We start from the raw sequence: 13,599 nt of genomic DNA, 5'->3' as shown, positions 1-13,599 counted from the left end.
GCACCTGGGGAAGTTCTACCCTCCGGCCTCCGGCGGCATGGAGGCGCACGTGCGGACGCTGGCGCAGGCGCAGGCCGCGCTGGGCGCGCAGGTGGAGGTGCTGTGCGCGAACCACTCCGTGGACGGCACCGGCACCAGCCACGAGTTCCACGGCCGCAGTCCCACGCGTGAGGATTGGGACGGTCCGGTGCGCGTGGTGCGGCTGGGGCGGCTGGCGTCCGTGGCGCGCATGGACGTGATGCCGGAGCTGCCCTGGGCGCTGCGTCGCGCGCTGGGACGGGGCGTGGACGTGGTGCACCTGCACGTGCCCAATCCGTCCATGGTGCTGGCACTGGATGCGGTGCCGCGCCTGCCCGCGGTGGTGGTGACGCACCAGAGCGATATCATCCGCCAGAAGGTCGCGGGCGCGCTCTTCCGTCCCTTCGAATGGATGCTGTACGCCCGCGCGGCGCGGCTGTTGGCCACGAGCGATGCGTACGTGCGCGGCTCGTCGCTGCTCTCCACGTTCAAGCAGAAGGTGCGGGTGTTGCCGCTGGGCATCGAGCTCGAGCCGTACCTGCACCCTTCGGCCGAAGCGCGCGAGGCCCAGGCGCGGTGGACGGCGGAGGCGGCGGGAGGCCCGCTGTGGCTGATGGTCGGGCGGCTCGTCTACTACAAGGGCCTGTTCACGGCGCTGGAGGCGCTGGTGCACGCGCCGGGACGGCTGGTCGTCGTGGGCGAAGGGCCGCTGGCCGCGGAGGGCCGTGAACGGGCGCGGGCATTGGGCATCGAGGAGCGCGTGACGTGGGCGGGCTACCTGTCGCCGGAGGCGCTCGCGGGCGCGTTCCGGGCCGCCACCGCGCTGTGGTTTCCGAGCAACGCGCGCAGCGAGGCCTATGGCCTGTCGCAGGTGGAGGCCCTGGCGAGCGGCCTCCCGGTCATCAACACGGCCATCCCGGACTCCGGCGTGGCGTGGGTGAGCGTGCACGAGCGCACCGGGCTCACGGTGCCGGTGGGCGATGCGCGGGCGCTGGCGGCGGCGGCGCGCCGGCTGGTGGAGGAGCCCGGACTGCGGGAGCGGCTGGGGCAGGGGGCACGGGAGCGCGCGCGGGCGGAGTTCGCCCATGACGTGATGGCGGCGCGCAGCCTGGAGCTGTACGCGGAGGCGCTCGGGCGCAGTCCCCTGGTGGAGGCGCGGCCTTCGTCGTCGGTCCAGCACGTCGTGGGCGGGAGTTGAGGCCCGACCCCATGCGCGTGCTGCACGTGTCCAGCGGCAACCTGTACGGCGGCGTCGAGACGTTCCTGCGCACGCTGGCGCTCGCGGGAGCGAAGCGTGGCGGGGGCGCGGAGCATGCGTTCGCGCTGTGCTTCGAGGGCCGCATCGCGGAGGAGCTGCGCTCGGCGGGCGCGGGGTTGCACCTGCTGGGACCCGCGAAGGTGAGCCGTCCCTGGTTGGTGTGGGAAGCACGCCGCGCGTTGATGGCCCTGCTGAAGCGCGAGGCGTTCTCCGCGGTGGTGTGTCACGCGGCGTGGCCGCAGGCGCTCTTCGGTCCGGTGGTGCGCGCGGCCGGCGTGCCGCTCCTGTTCTTCCAGCACGACGCGCTCACGGGCGAGCACTGGGTGGAGCGCTGGGCGCGCGTCACCGAGCCGGCGCTGGCGCTGTGCAACAGCCGCTACACCGCGGGCACGCTGGCCCGGGTGTATCCGCGCACGCCGTGGCGCGTCCTCCATCCTCCCGTGCCGGACGGTGGCGCGGGGCTCACCGCTTCCGAGCGCGCTTCGTTGCGCGGGGAGCTGGGCGCGAGCGCGGAGGATGTCGTCATCGTCCACGCCAGCCGCATGCAGGAGTGGAAGGGACAGCGGCTGCTCTTGGAGTCGCTGGGCCGGCTGCGACAGGTGCCGGGTTGGAAGGCGTGGTTCGCGGGCGGCGCGCAGCGTCCGGAGGAGGTCTCCTACGCGGACGGCCTCGCGGAGCAGGCCGCGCGGCTGGGGCTCTCCGACCGGGTGCGCTTCCTGGGACAGCGCACGGATGTGCCACGGCTGCTGCGCGCGGCGGACGTGCACTGCCAGCCGAACATCGGGCCGGAGCCGTTTGGACTCGCGTTCGTGGAGGCGCTGTACGCCGGGCTTCCCGTGGTGACCACCGCGCTGGGCGGGCCGCTGGAGATCATCGACGCGTCGTGTGGCGTGCTGGTGCCTCCGAAGGTGGAGGCGCTGGCCCAGGCACTGCGCGAACTCATCGAGGATGAGCCGGCGCGGCTCGTGCTGGGACGCGGCGGGCCCGCGCGGGCGATGGCGCTGAGTGCTCCGTCCGCGTTCCTGGAGGCGCTGGAGGCGGCGGTGCGCTCCGTGGTTCGGGAGCCCCTGTCATGAAGGCGGCCCGTCCCGTGTCCCCCGGGCGTCCCGGACTGCGGGGACCCGGCGTGCTGCACCAGCGGTACGTGCGACGCGCTCCGGAGGCCGCTGCTGGCGCGGTGGCGGCTTCGCGTGAGGCGCCAACGGGCTTTCTCGGCTCGGGCCGCGTGGTGGTGGTCTTCATCGCGCTGCTCTTCGTGTGTCAGCTCGCGCTGCTGGTGGAGGCGATGGCGCCGCTGCGGGTGGTGTTCCGCATCCTGGCGTTCGGCACGAGCCTTGCGCTGCTGGTGCTGGCGAAGGGTCGTCACGTCAAGCATCCGGCGAAGCCCTTCCTGCTGGCGTACGTGGGCGTGACGGCGCTCAACTTCTTCCAGCCCGGCACCACCAGCCCGCTGGCGGCGGTCGCGCAGGTGGGCATCCAGGCCTCCGTCTTCGCGCCGCTGTTCTGGGCGAGCCGGCTGCGCATCGACGAGACGATGTTCCGGCGCATCGTCCTGATGCTCTTCCTGTTCAACATGGGGAGCGCGACGCTGGGCGTGATGCAGGTGTACTTCCCCGGCCGCTTCCAGCCCGCGCTGTCCTCCATCATCGAGGGCCAGGGCGAGGGCTATATCCGCAGCCTCCAGTTCGAGACCGCCAGCGGCGCGCGCGTCTTCCGGCCCATGGGCCTGACGGACCTGCCGGGCGGCGCGGCCACCGGCGCCTTCTATGCCGTGTTGCTGGGCGGCGCGCTGCTCTTGAGCCGTCAGGCCACGTGGAAGCGCGTGCTGGGCGTGGGCGGCATCGGCGTGGGGCTGGTGAGCCTGTACCTGTGTCAGGTGCGCGCGGCGGCGGTGACGCTGCTGGTGTGCATGTTGGCCATGGGGCTGGTGTTGATGGTGGCCGGCCGGCTGATGCGGCTGGCGGTGCTGGGCGGCGTCGTGGGCGGGCTCGCGGTGGTCGCCTTCGGGTGGGCGGTCGCGGTGGGCGGCGACGCGGTGCTGGCGCGCTGGAGCACCCTCACCGCGTCGGATCCCAGTCAGGTGTACCAGGGCAACCGAGGCCACTTCCTGGACGACACCTTCGGTGAGCGGCTGCCGGAGTATCCCCTGGGCGCGGGCCTGGGCCGCTATGGCATGGCCAACGCCTACTTCGGCGACAACAGCGACCGCGAGCATCCACCGCTGTGGGCGGAGATCCAGTGGACGGCGTGGGTCTATGACGGCGGGCTGCTGGCCATCGTCTGCTATCCGCTGGCCCTGCTGGTGACGATGGTGTGGGGCTTCCGGGTGGCCATCCGACGTGAGGAGCATGCGGGCGAGTTCTGGCTGTGGGGCAGCCTGTTGTTCGCCTATGACCTGGGCGCGGTGGCTCTCACCTTCAGCTATCCGTTCTTCATGAGCCAGATGGGCATGGAGTTCTGGCTGCTCAACGCGGCGTTCTTCAGCGCGTACTGGAACCGGAATGCGACCGTACACGCTCATCGCCGGTGACTTCGTCTCCACCGGAGGCATGGACCGCGCGAACCTGGCGCTGGCGGACTGGCTCGCGCGTCGGGGCGGGCCCGTGCGGTTGGTGGCGCACCGGGTGGAGGACTCGCTCCTGCGCTACCCGAACGTGCGCTTCATCCGCGTGCCCAAGCCCGCCAACGCGTACCTGCTGGGTGAACCGCTGCTAGATGTCGTGGGCCGCTTCTGGGCCACGCGCACGCTGGCCGAGGGCGGGCAGGTGGTGGCCAACGGGGGCAACTGCGTGGTGCCCGCCGCCAACTGGGTCCACTACGTCCACGGTGCGCATGCGCCGCAGCCCGTGGGCCATCCGCTGCGCCGACTCAAGGGCCGTGTGAGCCACCGCGTCTACTTGCGCCGCGAGCAACGCGCGCTGCGCAGCGCGCGGATCATCATCGCGAACTCGGAGCGGACCCGGCAGGACCTGCTGGCCGCGACGGGGGCCGAGGCCTCGCGGGTCCACGTCGTCTACCTGGGCGGAGATCCAACGCGCTTCCCGTCCACGTCCCCCGCGCTCCGTCGCGAGGCGCGGGCCTCGCTGGGGTGGGCCGAGGAGCGGCGCGCGGCGTTGTTCGTGGGGGCGCTGGGCGACCAGCGCAAGGGATTCGACACGCTCTTCCATGCGTGGGTCCGGCTGTGCGCGCTCAAGACGTGGGACGTGGACCTGTACGTGGTGGGAGCGGGCGCGCAGCGGGAGTCCTGGGAGCGCGAGGCGCGGCTGCGAGGGCTGGGCGCGCGCGTCCGGTTCCTGGGCTTCCGCGAGGATGTGCCCCGGCTGCTGGCGGCCTCGGACCTGCTGGTGGCGCCCACGCGCTATGAGCCCTATGGCCTGGGGGTGCACGAGGCGCTGTGCGTGGGCCTCCCCGCGCTGGTGAGCCGTTCCGCGGGGGTGGCCGAACGCTATCCGCCCGAACTCCAGGGGCTGCTGCTCGACTCGCCGGAGGACTCGGGGGAGTTGATGCGGCGGCTGGAGGACTGGCGTGCCCGTGGTGAAGCGCTGGTGCCCGCTGTCGCGGCGGTGTCGTCCACGCTGCGCGCCTGGACGTGGGATGCGATGGCGGAAGCGCTGGTGGCCCGGCTGGAGGCTTGAGCTTCCAGCTCAGGCGCCGCGCTGGAGCACTTCCTCGAAGAAGTCGAGGTGCGCCCTGGCCACCACCGGCCATGCGAAATGGGACAGCGCGCGCTCACGGCCTCGCTGCCCCTGTTCGCGGCGCAGGGCCGGACTCTCCAGCAGGTTCGCGAGCGCGCGGGTCCACTCGGAGACGTTCGCTTCTGGCAGCACCTGTCCGGCATCGCCCACCGTGAAGGGCACTTCGCCGGAATCGCTGCCGAGCACGGGCACTCCACACGCGAAGGCCTCCGCGAGCATGCGGCCGAACTGCTCCTTCCACCGGGGCGTGGTCTGGCTGGGCGCGCACAGCACGTCCATGGCGTTGAGCGCCTGTGGCACTCCCGCGTGCGACACGCCGGTGACGATGCGCACGCGGCCCTCGTGACGTGAGGACCAGTCGCGCAGCGTCGCTTCCATCGGGCCTCCTCCGACGAAGAGGGCCCTCCAGGGCGTGCGCAGGGCATCGAGCGCCTCCATCAGGAGCCGCACGCCCTTCTCCGGAACGAAGCGTCCCAGGTAGCCCACCACCGGAGGCCCCTCCGCTTCCCATCCGAGCTTCCGCCGGAAGTCCGCGCCCGCCGCCGTGTCCGGCTGGAACTGGGCCACGTCCACGCCCATGGGGATGAAGCGGGAGGGCCGCTGTGCGTACTCGCGCCGCGACTGGAGCGTGTCTCGCACCGTCTGGCCCCACGCGACCCATCCCGCCGCGCGGTGCACGACGAAGCGTTCGGCTTGCGCGAAGGGCGGCGGGTAGCGCTTGGTCAGGTTCTGCGCCGTGCAGAACACCAGCGGCACCCGGCGCGGCGTCAGCAGGGCCACCTCCAGGCCCGACAGCACGTAGGGCTCCTCCCATGCGTGCACCAACTCCACGCCTCGCGACAGTCGGGCGCGCAGCTCCGGTCCGTAGACGAACCCGTGCAGGGAGCGGCTGAAGAAGGCGCGCACGGCCTCGATGCGCACGGGTTCGTCGGGCTCGCGCTGGAGCACCAGCGGGCTCAGGTCTCCGTGGAAGGCGCGCGGCGCCACGGCCGTGATGTCCCAGCGACCCGCGCCCACCCGGGTCATCTCGTTGGCCAACCGGCGGTTGAGCGTGACGACGTACGAATGGGAGACGGTGACGAGCTTCCGGGGACGCATCACCCGCGCTCCCGTGGCACGAGTTGCCGGTACACGGCGAGGATCTCCCGGGCGTAGCGCTCGCGAGAGAAGCAACGCACGGCGGTGTCCCGGGCGGTGGTCGCCAGCCGTCCGCGCAGGGCTTCGTCTCCGAGCAGGCGGAGCAGGGCTTCCGACAGCGTGCGTGCATCGCCGGGGGCAATGGCCAGCACGTCCTCTCTGTCGCGAAGCGCCTCCGCCGCGCCACTCGTGCTGGAGACGACGGCGGCGCGACCGCAGGCGAGCGCCTCCGCGATGGTGAGGCCGAAGGGTTCGCGGCGGGTGCTCGCGTGCACGAAGACATCCAGGGCGCGGTACACGCGGGCGGGGTCCGCCTGGAAGGGCACCAGCCCCACGCGGCCCGTGAGGCCGTGGCGTTGAATCTGTTCGCGCAGCTCCGTGTCGGTGAACTGCGAGTCGGGCGTGCGGTAGAGGGGCGCGCCCACCAGGTAGAAGCGCACGGGCAGGGTGGGGGCCTGCCTCGTCAGCAGGGCGGCGGCTTCCAGGAAGACGTCGTGTCCCTTCCACCGCGCATAGGTGGCGACCAGTCCCACGCGCAACGTGCCCTCGGACGCGGGTGGCAGGGCCGCCTGCGCGTCCAGGTGCGCGCCGTCCCCGGGACCCGGAGAGAACCGCTCCACGTCCACGCCGTTGTGCACCACGTGCACGGGCACGTCGCCGAGCACCGTCCGCGCATCGTCTCCCACGGCTCGCGAATTCGCGATGGCGGCCGAGGCGAGGGGGCTCAGCCCCGCCAGCGCGCGACGCACGAGGGGACGCTCGCCGAGGAAGTCATGCACGTGCCAGACGCGCGGCAGGGGCAGGCCCGTGGTGGCGGCGCTCAGCAGGTGCGTCTTGATGCCATTGGAGTGCAGCAGGTCCGGAGCCACTTCCCGCACCGCCTGCCTCAACGCGACACCGTAGCGGGCGAGCAGGAGCGCCGCGGGCGCGGCGTCGCGGACGAAGCGCAGCCCTCCCGCCAATCCCTGTCCCCGAAGTCCGCTGTCGCCCAGCGCGGACAGGGCCTGCGGCAGGAGCAGCGGCCGTGCGTCCACGCCCAGGGCTCGCGCGGCCTCCACGAGGGGGCCCTCCGTGCCCACGAGCAGGTGCAGCGACAGCGCGGAGTCCAACGTGCGCAGGCACGCGAGCAGGTCCAGCAGCGCGCGTTCAGCGCCGCCCAGGATTCCCACGGGGTTGAGGAACAGGATGCGCACGCGGGGCGACCGAATCAGACCCGTCCGGGACGGTCAAGCTGGCGCAGGTAGGCGTCCAGCACGGTGCGCGCGTGGGCGCTCCAGGTGAAGCGGGCGGCCCGTGCGTGCCGTGACTCGCGCGCGGGCGCGGGCTGACGTCCGGTGAGCAGCGCATCCACCGCGCCCGCCCAGTCCTCCACGTCACCCACCCGGCAGTAGGTGCAGGCGTCGGCACCCACTTCCCGCAGCACCGGCAGGTCGCTGGCCACCACGGGGGCGCCACACGCGAGGGCTTCGATGACGGGCAGGCCGAAGCCCTCCGCCTCGCTGGGAACCAGCACGGCACTGGCGCGTCGGTAGAGGCCCGCGAGGGTCGCTCGCTCCTGTCGCGGCGGCTGCACCAGCGCGTCTTCCAACCCCAGCCGCTTCACCTGCGCCCGCTGCTCCGCGTCCAGCGCGCCGCCCTGCTGCACCAGCATGAGGTCCGGATGTTTCTCGCGCAGCGCCGCGAAGACACCGAAGAGGACGTCCAGGCGCTTGCGGCGGATGGCGCTTCCCACGTGCAGCAGGTACGGCCTGCCGTGCAGCGGCGCGAGCACGGCGTCGCTGGCGTCCCCGGGAACGGGTTCGGCCCGGTACTCCGGAGACACGCCGTAGGGTGCCCACACCAGCCGGTCCTCGGGCACCACCGCGTGCGTGAGCAGCTCCGCGCGCACCGCCTGCGTGCTGTGGAACACGAGCGCCGCGCGCTCCAGACCCTTCAGCGTCGCGCGCGCCATCAGGCGGAACCATGACGGTCTGGGGTCGCGGTGTGGTTCGAGGACGGAGCGGAAGGCGTCCAGGTCGTGGCAGAAGACGCCAGTGCGCTCCGCGGGCAGGGCGTGCACGAGCTGCGCGTAGGTGTGATCCACGACGTGGAACAGGTCGTGGGTCCGGCGCTCCCGCAGCAGCCGGGCGGGGTACAGCCCGAAGCGGGTGAGCAGCCGGTCCGCGTTGAAGGCGGCGTTGCGGGTGCCCACGCGAGGCAGGTGGCGCACGGCACGGGGCATGGGCGGACGCAGGCCCGTGACGGTGACTTCTCCGGGCAGGGCGGACAGGTGCTCCAGCAACGCCTCGCCCACGAGGTCCATGCTGGGCCAGCCCTCTTCGCGCGGATCCATCAGGAGGGCCAGGCGCGGCGGGGACGCGTGGGCGCTCACGGCGACCTTCCCGGAGGTCGCTTCCGCAAGAGCGCTTCCACCGTTCGCTCCAGCGCGAAGTGTTCGCGGTAGATGCGCGCGGCGTGTTCCCCGAGGGCCCGGCGGGCTTCGTCCTGCGAAAGCAGGTGCTCCGTGGCGTCCACCAGCCCCGACGGCGCGGTGCCTTCCACCAGCGCCACGGGCAGCGACTCCCGCCACAGGGGCTCCGTGAGGTGGCCCGTGTTCGTGACCACCGGGACGCCCAGGCCGAGCCCCGCCATCGCGCTGCCCCGTCGCGTGCTGACGCCATCCGGATACGGTTGCACCAGCACGTCACAGGCCCGCAGGAAGGCCGCGGCCTCGCTCGGCGCAAGCGCATCCCGGGCCTGGAGGCGGGCCGCCACTTCCGGACGCCTCGAGGCCACGGCGTCCCTGAACGCGCGGCTGCCCCGGCCGAGCAGCAGGCCCTGCCGTCTCGGATCCGCGCGCAGCACGGAGACGAGCACCGACTCCAGCGGGCCCACGATGGCCGAACCGTAGGTGCCGAAGTGGCCCACCACCGGACCCTCGGGCAGGGAGGCCCGCGCACGGAGCACCTCCACGGCGGACACCTCCGTCGGGAGGTTGCTGGGCACGGGACGCCATTCGGTGCGCTGCTTCGCCCGGGCCGACAGGTGGTCCGCCCACGTCGGGATGGAGACAAAGCTCCGGTCCGCGGACTCCGCCACCAGGCGCAGCATCACCCGTGTGGTCGCGGCCAGCACGTGGTGGCGCCACGGCGCGTGGAGGCTCCACGGGTAGACGACCTCGTGGAAGTACACCTGCCGCTCGTCCTTCCTCCGCGCGGCGAACCACGCGCAGAACGGGACGTTCATCGCCTTCAAGCCCAGCGCGTGCGGCACGTACTGGAGCAGCAGCCTTCGCGAGCCCGGACAGGCATCCAGTTCGCGCGACAACGTCCGCAGGTCTCCCGGTGAGAACCGTCCCGGCGCGCGGTGGACCGTCACCCCGTCCTCCGTCACGACGCCCGACGGGCCCGGCGCCCACACATGGACCTGCTCGCCCGCGCGGACCAACGCATCGGCGATGAGCCTGGAGTAGTCCGCGACGCCGCCCGCCATCGGTGGGTACTCGCCCGAGAGCAGATGCCAGGTGGGGAGGGGGGCAGGCACGCGGGCGTCATCCAGGAGCGGCGGTCCAAGACACCGGGTCCGTCCCGGCGGGGTGTCCTGACTCTTAACCGCTTCACGTGGCGGGCGGGAAGCCATGTCGCCTCCGAGGGCGCGGGTTATCATCCGGCTCCTCCTGCTCCCACGTGGCATGCCCCTCTTCTCCGTCGTCATTCCGACCTACAACCGGGCTTCGCTCCTGGAAGAGACGCTGGCCTCGGTCTTCGCCCAGACGCTGACGGACCATGAGGTCATCGTCGTGGACGATGGCTCCACGGACGGGACGCTCGCGCTGCTCGCCCGCTACGGTGAGCGGATCCGCGTGCTCCGCCAGGACAACGCGGGACAGGGCGTGGCCCGCAACCTGGGCATCCGCGAGGCCCGGGGCGAATACGTGGCCTTCCTGGACAGCGATGACCTGTGGCCCCCCTGGACGCTGGCGACGTTCCAGCGGGTCCTCCAGGAGCAGGGCCGTCCCACGCTGGTGATGGGCCGGGCCCGTTCCTTCCAGGCTCCGGGCGAGCTGTCGGACCTGGAGTCCGGACCCCTCGTCGCGCGGTCCTTCGCGGACTACCTGGCCAGCGCGGAGGCGAACTTCATCCGCACCGCGTGCGCGGTGGCCGTGCGCACCGAGGCCCTGCGCCGGGTGGGTGGCTTCAGCGCGAAGCGGATCAGCTCCGAGGACTACGATCTGCTGTACCGCCTGGGCGTCGAGCCCGGCTTCGTCTTCGTGGAGTCGCCGGTGACGCTGGGCTACCGCCAGCACCCCGAGTCGTCCTCGCGCGACCTGGACCGGGGCTACGAGGGCACGCTGTTCCTCCTGTCCCAGGAGCGACACGGGGCCTACCCGGGAGGCTCCATGCGACGCCGTGAGCGGCTGGCGCTGCTTCTCTTCGGGCTGCGACACGTGACGCACTGGTTGCTCGAACATGGACGGCGCCGTCAGGCCCTGACGCTGTACGCGCGCGGCCTGCGCTTCCACCGCGCGCTGCCCCGGTGGCGGTACCTGCTGGGGTTTCCGCCGTGGGCGCTCGCGACCTCGCTGCGGCCCCGTCGCTGAACGAGGACGCGGCAGAGGCCTTCAGCTCCCGGTGACTTCGGGAGGCGGTGCCGCGCGAGGACGCCGCGGGGCCCGGAGCCGGTGACGCATGGGCTCCTCGACGCGCCGGAAGAGCACCACGGAGACGGCCACGGCCACGGGCGCGATGAGCAGCGCCAGCACGTTGTGGGGCATCCCCAGCGTGCGCGTGTTCAACGCCAGCGCGTAGTTCATCAGCGAGCCGTGGGTCATGTAGAGCGCGTAGCTGGCGCCGCCCAGCAGCACCATCCCCCGCGTTCCCAGTCCCAGCCCGCGTCCCATCAGTCCGCTCGCGAGCAGGTAGATGCACGCGGTGAACAGCGGCACCAGCACGGCGGACTGCACCAGCGGTGACGGGGCTTCCGGCAGCCGCATCAGTCCCGCCGCCAGCCCACCGCCGATGAGCACGAAGGCCACGGTCCGCGCCCACGCATGCGCCGCCAGGTGCTCCCGCCGGCAGAACACCAGCCCCAGGCACAACCCGATGAGGAACTCCGGCAGCCGCGCGAGCGGAATGGCCTCCGTGGAGATCAACCCCCAGACCCGGAGGAACGTCGCGAGCCCCCCACCCGTGTCCGCCAGCCGCGCCGCCGCGTCGGCGGCGAGCATCGGGGTGGTGCCCAGCAGCCACGCGCCGGCCGCGAGGCCCGTGAGCACCCGGGAACTCCTCCGCGCCAGCCACGGCCCCACGAGTGGGAAGAGCAGGTAGAAGAACGCCTCCACCGACAGCGTCCACGCGACGATGTTCCACGTGGGCCGGTGCAGCGTCAGCCAACCCTGCGTGAGCGTGAGCGTCGCGCCGGTGATGCGCAGCATCTCGCCCGGGCCCGCGGGCGGATCCGCCAGGTGGAAGGCGCGCACGAACATGGGCACGTCCACCAGCAGCGAGACCAGATACACCGGATACAACCTCGCGAAGCGCGCGCGGTAGAAGTCCGTCCACGTACCCTTCATCCCGCCGCTGTCCTCCAGGTAGGTGTACGCGAGGATGAAGCCGGACAGGATGAAGAACAGGCTGACGGTGGAGAAGCCCGCGCCGATGAGTCGGCCCACGCCCTCCGGCAGCGCTGGGGAGCACGGCGCGCAGTAGCAGTGGTAGCCCAGCACGCCCATCGCCGCGAGGAAGCGAAGGCCGGTGAGGGCGGGCAGCGCGGGACGTGCGGCCACGGGGGAACTCACGCGGCGCTCTTCCGTCCCCGGACGTGCGCCACGACGGCCCGCACCTCGCCCCAGAGCGACAGGCCCCGCCGCGAACGTTCCCGGACGAGCACCCCCACCGCCAGCATCCCGGTCCCCACCAGCGCCTGCACGAGCAGCCCGTGCTGGCCGGTGGTGATGCGCGACAGGCCCACCGCGAACGCGAGCAGCGCGCCCACGGTGAGAAACGGCTCCAGCACCTGGAACTCCAGGCCGGACAGGTGCGGGTTGCGCCGGGCCACCAGCCACGCGCTCAGGAACAGCTCCGTGAGCGTGATGGCCGTGGCCGTGACGCCGATGCCCACGATGCCCCAGTGCATCACCGCCAGCGCGCCCAGCCCGCATCTGAGCAGGCTGGAGCCGATGAGCACGTACACCCGTTCCCGCGCATGGCCGCTGGCGTACTGCTGCGAGTTCAGCAGGCCGTGCACCGCCTGCATCGCGCCCTCCAGCATGAACCACTGCACCAGCGGAGCCGCCGGGCTCCAGCGCTCACCGAAGAGGGTGGGGATGAGGAAGGGCAGCGCGATGACGCCGAAGGGCACGACGATGCACAGCACCGCGCTGATGCGGCGGATGGACGTGCGCAGGTACTCCGCGAGCCCCTCCGCGTCCTGCTGCATGCGGCTGTACGCCGGGTACGCCACGCGGTTGAGCACGCCGCTGAGCGCGAGCGGCACGGAGGCCAGCGCCCACGCCCAGTTCACCAGCCCCACCGCGTCCTTGCCCTCCATGCGCCCCACGACGAGCGGGACCCAGCCGTTGAGGATGGCGGGCACGATGCCGGTGAGCTGGAACCAGATGCCGAAGCCCAGCAGCCGCTGGACGATTGCCCAGCGCACCCTGCCTCGCGGGCGCCACGACGCCGCGGCCCACAACATCCCCAGCCCCACCACGCCGCGCACCAGCCCACCGCCGATGAGCGCCCATGGGCCCAGGTGCAGCGCCGCCAGGAAGATGGTGGCGGCCGTCTGCGCGACGCTCTCCACCAGCTCCGCGCGTGCGATGGCGGGGAAGTGGAGGTTTCGCTCCAGCATCATGATGGGGATGACACGCAGCGAGTGGAAGAACAGCCCCAGCGCCACCGCGCCCACCATGAGCGCGCCGGAAGGCCCCAGTTCGTAGGCGCCCGCGAGCAGCGGCGCGAACCCCAGCAGCACCGCCACGATGACGACGGTGAACGCCTGGTGGCTCCAGAACGCGGTGCTGATTTCGTCCTCGGTGGGCTCGTGCTGTTGGCGCACCAGGGATGCACTGAGGCCCAGGTCGCCCAGGTACGCGCCCATCGCGGCGGTGAAGGCCACGATGGCGAAGGCGCCATAGTCGGAAGGAAAGAGCAGGCGCGACAGGGCGAGCGAGCTCACCACGCGCAGGCCGAGGGAGCCGAGCGTCCGGAGGCCCAGGGCGACGATGGAGCGTTGGGCCCGGACCTTCACGTCCGAGGTGCCCAGCTCCGGTGCGGAGGTGGAGGGACTGCTCATGGAAGGGTCGTGAGCGTATATGCGGCCCCGCGCCCCGCGAACAGGGGCCGGCGCCAGGAGCCCTGTCCGCACGCCGGAACGCAGGGCCTGTCCGCAGCCCCGGAGGGCGGCCGGGCAGTCGCGGGCATGGGCGGTGAGATGGCCCCCCAGAAAGCCCTGCTGCGCAGATTGAGCGGGTGCGGCGACAGGTGCCGCGCATCCAGGGGGGGGCGGGAC

General features: G+C 72.3%; 11 protein-coding genes. 5 read left to right on the top strand and 6 right to left on the bottom strand.

The genetic code is table 11. The features are described 5' to 3' along the window. Window positions 1–37: 37 nt before the first annotated feature. The 4 genes from D7V88_RS11375 to D7V88_RS11360 are packed head-to-tail and all read left to right on the top strand — an operon-like array spanning window position 38 to window position 4,911. Window positions 38–1,216, top strand: coding sequence for a glycosyltransferase (locus tag D7V88_RS11375; RefSeq protein WP_279636017.1), 1,179 nt, complete (start codon window positions 38–40; stop codon window positions 1,214–1,216). Between the two features lie 11 nt (window positions 1,217–1,227). Next, window positions 1,228–2,352 carry a glycosyltransferase family 4 protein gene (locus tag D7V88_RS11370; RefSeq protein ID WP_120540649.1) on the top strand — a complete coding sequence of 375 codons (1,125 nt, stop codon included), beginning with the start codon at window positions 1,228–1,230 and terminating at the stop codon, window positions 2,350–2,352. Beyond that, window positions 2,349–3,806 (top strand): hypothetical protein, encoded by a 1,458-nt coding sequence (locus tag D7V88_RS11365; protein ID WP_120540648.1) that lies wholly within the window; start codon window positions 2,349–2,351, stop codon window positions 3,804–3,806. Before D7V88_RS11370 ends, D7V88_RS11365 begins: the two co-directional genes overlap by 4 nt. Beyond that, a complete protein-coding gene (locus tag D7V88_RS11360; RefSeq protein WP_244238100.1) occupies window positions 3,778–4,911 on the top strand; it encodes a glycosyltransferase family 4 protein in 1,134 nt (377 codons plus the stop codon). The genes D7V88_RS11365 and D7V88_RS11360 overlap by 29 nt, the downstream gene beginning before the upstream one ends. A gap of 9 nt (window positions 4,912–4,920) precedes the next feature. Here the strand turns inward: D7V88_RS11360 and D7V88_RS11355 are convergent, their stop codons facing one another. The 4 genes from D7V88_RS11355 to D7V88_RS11340 are packed head-to-tail and all read right to left on the bottom strand — an operon-like array spanning window position 4,921 to window position 9,630. Next, window positions 4,921–6,072, bottom strand: coding sequence for a glycosyltransferase family 4 protein (locus tag D7V88_RS11355; RefSeq protein WP_120540647.1), 1,152 nt, complete (start codon window positions 6,070–6,072; stop codon window positions 4,921–4,923). Then, complete coding sequence (locus D7V88_RS11350) at window positions 6,069–7,301, bottom strand: glycosyltransferase family 4 protein (RefSeq protein ID WP_120540646.1); 1,233 nt, start codon at window positions 7,299–7,301, stop codon at window positions 6,069–6,071. The genes D7V88_RS11355 and D7V88_RS11350 overlap by 4 nt, the downstream gene beginning before the upstream one ends. Before the next feature lie 14 nt (window positions 7,302–7,315). Further along, the gene (locus tag D7V88_RS11345) at window positions 7,316–8,440 is read right to left on the bottom strand and encodes a glycosyltransferase family 4 protein (RefSeq protein WP_120540665.1); all 1,125 of its coding nucleotides are present in this window, start codon (window positions 8,438–8,440) and stop codon (window positions 7,316–7,318) included. A 35-nt stretch (window positions 8,441–8,475) separates the two neighbouring features. Then, window positions 8,476–9,630, bottom strand: coding sequence for a glycosyltransferase family 4 protein (locus D7V88_RS11340; RefSeq protein WP_341870671.1), 1,155 nt, complete (start codon window positions 9,628–9,630; stop codon window positions 8,476–8,478). A gap of 148 nt (window positions 9,631–9,778) precedes the next feature. On the opposite strand from D7V88_RS11340, the gene D7V88_RS11335 reads away from it, so the two are divergent. Then, on the top strand, window positions 9,779–10,687 hold the full coding sequence (locus D7V88_RS11335; protein ID WP_120540644.1) for a glycosyltransferase family 2 protein: 909 nt from the start codon (window positions 9,779–9,781) through the stop codon (window positions 10,685–10,687). Between the two features lie 21 nt (window positions 10,688–10,708). Here D7V88_RS11335 and D7V88_RS11330 read toward each other — a convergent pair whose 3' ends face one another. Then, window positions 10,709–11,884 (bottom strand): acyltransferase family protein, encoded by a 1,176-nt coding sequence (locus tag D7V88_RS11330; protein ID WP_120540643.1) that lies wholly within the window; start codon window positions 11,882–11,884, stop codon window positions 10,709–10,711. Then, complete coding sequence (locus D7V88_RS11325) at window positions 11,881–13,383, bottom strand: oligosaccharide flippase family protein (RefSeq protein WP_120540642.1); 1,503 nt, start codon at window positions 13,381–13,383, stop codon at window positions 11,881–11,883. The genes D7V88_RS11330 and D7V88_RS11325 overlap by 4 nt, the downstream gene beginning before the upstream one ends. Window positions 13,384–13,599: the final 216 nt, after the last annotated feature.

It is taken from the genome of Corallococcus terminator, from assembly GCF_003611635.1.
Taxonomy (GTDB): domain Bacteria; phylum Myxococcota; class Myxococcia; order Myxococcales; family Myxococcaceae; genus Corallococcus; species Corallococcus terminator.
This window is presented reverse-complemented; position numbering and strand designations above follow the sequence as displayed.